Consider the following 5,115-nt stretch of genomic DNA (forward strand, 5'->3'; position numbering starts at 1 on the left):
ACTAAATGTTCCCAGGCTGGAGCCTGGGAACGAGAGGTAAGCGGCTGGAGCCGCAAGAACTAAATGTTCCCAGGCTGGAGCCTGGGAACGAGAGGTAAAATTTCCGTGCCCTTCCGTGTGTTCCGTGGGCGATACCTCCTGGCTTTCTTTGAAAATGCAACAACATGTTGTTTCGAAATTTGTGCTAAGCGCCTAAGGGCCGTGGATTTGCTCAGCCAGCCGGGAGGCAGCACCATAAACCGCATGTCGGAAGCCCTGGATATCGACCGTAGGAGCGTTTACCGGCTCCTGGACATCATCCAGGCTCTGGGTTTTCCGGTTTATGACGATATCCAGGAAATGGGCAGGTCGAAAACTATGGAAAATGGATGCAGATTATGTATTGAAACTTCCCAACATCACTCTGCCCGATGTCCGGCTCAACCTTTCTGAAATCCTGGCCCTGCACCTTTTAAGAGTCAACTTAAAGAACCTGTCCCTTATAAATAGAGGTAGGAAATGTTCAAAAATCTGTATTTACGCAACTACAAAAACCTGTTTGTTCCTGAGGGGTTCCAACTTAACAGGCTCAATCTATTCATCGGCCCCAATGGTTGCGGCAAAAGCAACTATATCTCTGTTCTGGAGTTTTTTCACCGAGCACTGGCACCGGCAGGCCCTTGGGAAGGGGGTGACATGGAGTCGGATCAAGCCCTGACCATGCTCGGGGAGTCCAGGATTTTAAGTGGACATCTTTCTATGCCTGAAAGGGTTTATTTCGGCTTTGAATTTGATTTTGAAGCTTTCCCCAAAGGATTGCGCTATGATCTGGAGCTTGACATTCTGAAAACAGGAGTGAATGTCAGCACGGAGCATCTGGCCGATGCAATCGCGGACCCCTTTTTTTACTTTAAGTGTCATGACCGGCATAAAGGAACTTGCGTTGTCTCCGTATACGATTCTCCCGGACAGGATTCGAGAACACACCTTGAGCCCTTCGCAGAAGTTTCCACCAGGGAACTGGGGCTTGTCAAGCTGCCAAAATTTCTTGAAGAAAGTTCATATCCACCGGACCATATTCCTTTTTTCAAGAGCCGCAGAGCTCTTGTAGAGGCAGTCAGAGGTTGGCATTTTTACAATGCCAACAACATGAATCTAGGGGCAATCCGGGATGCTGCGCCCAAGATCGGAGGAAGTGATTTGCTTTTGTCTCCAAACGGGGAAAATCTTCCTTTGGTCATGGAGAATCTTTTTCAAAAAGATTTTGATTTCGAAGAGCTCCTAAATCTGGCCATGCGGACCATTCTTCCTGACACAAGGCGAGTTCGACCCTTACGCACCGGACAGCTCAGGTTATCCCTTGAATGGCATTTTACAGGTCAAAGCGAATCATTTTTTCTCTCCGAAATATCAGACGGAACAGTGCGCATGCTTTGCTGGGCGGTCATACTTCTTTCGCCTCATCCGCCATCACTGCTGGTGATTGAAGAGCCGGAACTAGGTCTGCACCCTGCCTGGATGCCGGCTTTGTATGAATGGATCTGCGAGGCCGCGCAAAAAACTCAGGTCATTATCTCCACACACAGCCCTGAGCTTCTTGACAGGTTCACCCAGCGCCTTGAGGACGTGGCGTGTTTCAAACAAACTGAGCACAAAGGACTTTTCACCATGACAAGGCTTTCCCATGACATGCTCAAAGATCAATTAAATGCAGGCTGGGAGTTGGGCGATCTTTACCGGATCGGTGATCCGGATATTGGAGGATGGCCATGGTAGTCTGGTTGTTTGCCGGCGGGGGCGAATCAGAAATACGGGCGCTTATCCCCTTTTTAGAGAAGCACTTTTCTCCCGGTATTCGCTTTGACCGCAAAACCCCGGTCAGAAAAAAGCCTGGTGCCAAACCAGGTAAATATTTAACTGCTTCTCACGGTAAAACAGGAAGATCCTTGGCCAGGGAAATTAAAAACAGACTGGCACAGTCCTTGAGCAAAGAAAGCCTTTGTGATCTTATTCTGGTACTGGATGATCTCGATTGCCGAGATTCTGATAAAGCCACATTAAGCCTGCAGAAGCCGATCTTCGACTGTTTGGGTCAACATACACCTTACTGCATTGGATTTGCATCTCCTGAAATAGAAGCATGGCTGATCAGTGACTGGGGCAATACTTTTTCCGTGCACCCATCATTTTCAGGCAAAAGACAGAAAGCCATGCAATACAGGCTGGCCCAGACTGATGGTGTTGATTTTTCTAAACCGGAATCCTTTGGGCAGTATGATCCTGAAAAAGACAGTTGCGATAAAAAACTATCCCAATGCATTGTTGAAGCGAGTATAAATATTTCCGACAAAGGGGACATTGTTTTCTCCAAGGCCAGACATACCCCGGAAATGCTGCCTGGTATTGACCCTGAAAATGTCTGCGCCAAGTGTCCTTTGTTTCGCAGTTGGTGGAACAGACTGAAAAGCATTTTGTTATGAAATTAATTATCCTGACGCACTTGCAAAAAGTCGAAAAGTTGATTTTAGTCCCTGAACGTATTTTTCTAACTCTTTGATTTTTCTGTCAACTGTCAACTGCGTCTGTAAAAGAGACTTTTTGCAGACGTATCATGACATCTTGATACTCAATCTGACTCTCTGCCTGCTGATGGAATCTTGGTTTAAAAGGGTCATAAAGCTGTTTTGCAGATCTGGAGGGATATTTTTCATGTTAGCCGCAGGAAAGAACATGGGGCATTACTGCAGACTATGCGGAAGAACAAGACCAAATGAGAGGTTTTCTGGCAACGGACATCGGATTCATGTGTGCAATGATTGCGCGAAGATGCCAAAGGCGGATCGGGAGGCCATTGAACAGGAAGAAGAGATATTCGGTTTTATGAGGCAATCACACATATCGGACAAGAATATTGCCAGACTTCGTGTACTGTCGGCGGCAGATAATTCGCGGATAGCTGACTTGGCTTCTCTGGTTCTTGATGTCGCCAAAGTCAAGCCATATAAGAAACGTCGCCTCAAGGTGTTGGCGAGGGAGCGTAGAGATTTGCTCGAGGCTCTTGAGAGAACTGGTTTGATTCATGTGCATCAATAGACAGTATAGACGAGGGCAGGCACAGTCCTTCTTTCCAGACTAACAGGGCGTATGCCAGGCAGGTGCAGGTAGCAGTCAGGGAGAAACAAAACAGCATCGCCTGTCCCAGGTGCGGCAGTGAAATGGTCCTGCGCCGGTCCAAAAAGGGCGGCGACCAGAACGGTCAGTTCTGGGGATGCTCCAGATATCCCCGGTGCAGGGGCACAGCCAACATCGCCTGAAAAACCGGCCATGTGAAAGTCTTTACGGGCAGCCGGCACTTATGGGGCCGGGCCTGAGCAGGCTGTTAAGTTGATTTAATAAATACCCATGCACGCCTCAAAAAAGCTTTTTTGATAATATTCAGGGAGCAGGATGAGGTCAGGAGAATGCGCTGGTACCCGGCAGGCTCTTACAGTGCCCATTTTGAGGGTGTAACAGACGTTCTAAGGCAGAATAACGGCCTGTTTTTAAAGATATCGATAGATAATTCAATAGATTAGCTGGGATCTGCCCCAAAACAGCATGGGAAGAGTACTTAATGGCTAACTTTGATGATTACATTGTTTTTGTGGATGAAAGTGGTGATCACGGACTTGAATCAGTAGATTCAAACTACCCGGTATTTATTTTAGCCTTTTGTCTGTTTCCAAAGATAGTATACGCTGAAAGTGTTGCTCCTGCGATCATTAAATTCAAATTTAAATATTTTGGACACGATCAAGTCATTCTTCATGAACACGATATACGTAAAGCTAAAGGTCCCTTCAATATCCTGCAAAATAAAGATATACGTGTACCTTTTATGACGATCTGAACTCCATGGTTGAGCAAAGTCAGTTCGAACTGGTGGCAAGTGCCATCAGAGTATCTGTTTAGCGCTTTTAAGGAAAGCAGGGGACAGGCACTCCGGGACCCACTTTAGCATCATTTTGTGCTCAAAATGACTCGATTTCTGGGACAAGTGGGTCCCGGAAGAGCCAGTCCCCATGCCACATGCAAAGCGCTAAACAGATACCCATCAGAAAAGATAAGCTCAACAGGAAGTATTCAACTCCTGGGAATCCTTACAATATCGCCCTGGGGTTTGGCTTGGAAAGAATTTTTCTGCATTTGAAAAGTTTAGGGTGCAATGCTGGTGTGACTTTCTTTCTCTTTGAAAGTAGAGGCAAAAAGGAGGATAAAGATCTTGAGTTGGAGTTTCGTAGACTTTGCAGCCGGAACGTAACAGGACATCAACTGCCATTTGATATTATACTTGCCGATAAGAGATGTAATTCGGCAGGACTTCAACTTGTTGATTTGATTGCCAGGCCAATAGGAAGGAAAATTCTGAAACCTGATCAACCAAACAGGGCGTATGATATTGTTGAAACTAAATTCAGGCGAAATCCTGAGGGCCATGTAAACGGCTGGGGACTAAAGGTGTTCCCATAAAAAGCGAAAGGCCCCGGTATTTACCAAGGCCAGACGCCAACCGGGCATTCCCAGTCCATTTTGTTAATTAACAATTTATATCTTGTATACGGTGTTGTCAACATTTGTTGCCAACTAACTCAAGGCTAACGAAAATTTTATGAAGTGCTGTTGGAGATCTTTTTTCTTGTAATTCCCACCAAAAAATGGTTACTTGGCCGGAATTTGAGTTAATATAAGGCTTTTCTGATAATACCCGGGGAACAGAGTGGGATCACCCTTATTGGCCAACCGGCTTATTCTTACAGTGTCCATTTTTAGACGGTCTGTTTTGGAACTTATCCATCGGAAATTCAGTAGATTAGCCAGGTCCGAACCCAAACAGGCAGCCTGTCCAGGATGAGGAGAGTTTAACATGAATTCAGTCGAGCTCATGCACAAATTCCGTTCCGCTCTGCCCACGGTTCGGGAATGGATTGAACATACCCTGGAACAAAACCGGCCCGCTGCAGTTTCGGTAGACACCTTTTCTTTTCCCCGGCTTAAAAATGTCTTCCCGGCTGAGCTGCTTGTGCAAGCAAAGGTGGTTGTCGTCCCGGGGAAGGTACCTTTTCCTCCACTTAGCCAAATGGGTCTGCCTGAGTTCTC

7 protein-coding genes and 1 pseudogene are annotated in these 5,115 nt (G+C 46.4%); all 8 read left to right on the forward strand.

Features of this window, described 5'->3' with window-relative positions; translation table 11 throughout:
- The first annotated feature begins 207 nt into the window (after window positions 1-207).
- Complete coding sequence (locus tag QZP87_RS08195) at window positions 208-432, forward strand: HTH domain-containing protein (RefSeq protein ID WP_291322435.1); 225 nt, start codon at window positions 208-210, stop codon at window positions 430-432.
- A gap of 66 nt (window positions 433-498) precedes the next feature.
- A complete protein-coding gene (locus QZP87_RS08200) occupies window positions 499-1,755 on the forward strand; it encodes an AAA family ATPase (protein WP_291322436.1) in 1,257 nt (418 codons plus the stop codon).
- Complete coding sequence (locus QZP87_RS08205) at window positions 1,749-2,459, forward strand: DUF4276 family protein (protein ID WP_291322437.1); 711 nt, start codon at window positions 1,749-1,751, stop codon at window positions 2,457-2,459. Before QZP87_RS08200 ends, QZP87_RS08205 begins: the two co-directional genes overlap by 7 nt.
- A 118-nt stretch (window positions 2,460-2,577) precedes the next feature.
- Window positions 2,578-3,072 carry a hypothetical protein gene (locus QZP87_RS08210; RefSeq protein ID WP_291322438.1) on the forward strand — a complete coding sequence of 165 codons (495 nt, stop codon included), beginning with the start codon at window positions 2,578-2,580 and terminating at the stop codon, window positions 3,070-3,072.
- Between the two features lie 62 nt (window positions 3,073-3,134).
- Complete coding sequence (locus tag QZP87_RS08215) at window positions 3,135-3,293, forward strand: topoisomerase DNA-binding C4 zinc finger domain-containing protein (RefSeq protein WP_291322439.1); 159 nt, start codon at window positions 3,135-3,137, stop codon at window positions 3,291-3,293.
- A gap of 299 nt (window positions 3,294-3,592) precedes the next feature.
- Window positions 3,593-3,868, forward strand: coding sequence for a DUF3800 domain-containing protein (locus QZP87_RS08220; RefSeq protein WP_291322440.1), 276 nt, complete (start codon window positions 3,593-3,595; stop codon window positions 3,866-3,868).
- 179 nt (window positions 3,869-4,047) lie between these two features.
- Window positions 4,048-4,488: a DUF3800 domain-containing protein gene (locus tag QZP87_RS08225; protein ID WP_291322441.1), complete on the forward strand. Its 441-nt coding sequence runs from the start codon at window positions 4,048-4,050 to the stop codon at window positions 4,486-4,488.
- A gap of 394 nt (window positions 4,489-4,882) precedes the next feature.
- Window positions 4,883-5,115, forward strand: a pseudogene (locus QZP87_RS08230) (hypothetical protein); the annotation flags it as partial.

It is taken from the genome of Desulfonatronospira sp. (assembly GCA_003563255.1).
GTDB lineage: Bacteria > Desulfobacterota > Desulfovibrionia > Desulfovibrionales > Desulfonatronovibrionaceae > Desulfonatronospira.

What these genes read in the sequence shown, in the direction of transcription:
- QZP87_RS08220 (WP_291322440.1), top strand. Translation starts at nt 3,593, where the DNA reads ATGGCTAACTTTGATGATTACATTGTTTTTGTGGATGAAAGTGGTGAT.
- QZP87_RS08225 (WP_291322441.1), top strand. Translation starts at nt 4,048, where the DNA reads ATGCAAAGCGCTAAACAGATACCCATCAGAAAAGATAAGCTCAACAGG.
- QZP87_RS08200 (WP_291322436.1), top strand. Translation starts at nt 499, where the DNA reads ATGTTCAAAAATCTGTATTTACGCAACTACAAAAACCTGTTTGTTCCT.
- QZP87_RS08205 (WP_291322437.1), top strand. Translation starts at nt 1,749, where the DNA reads ATGGTAGTCTGGTTGTTTGCCGGCGGGGGCGAATCAGAAATACGGGCG.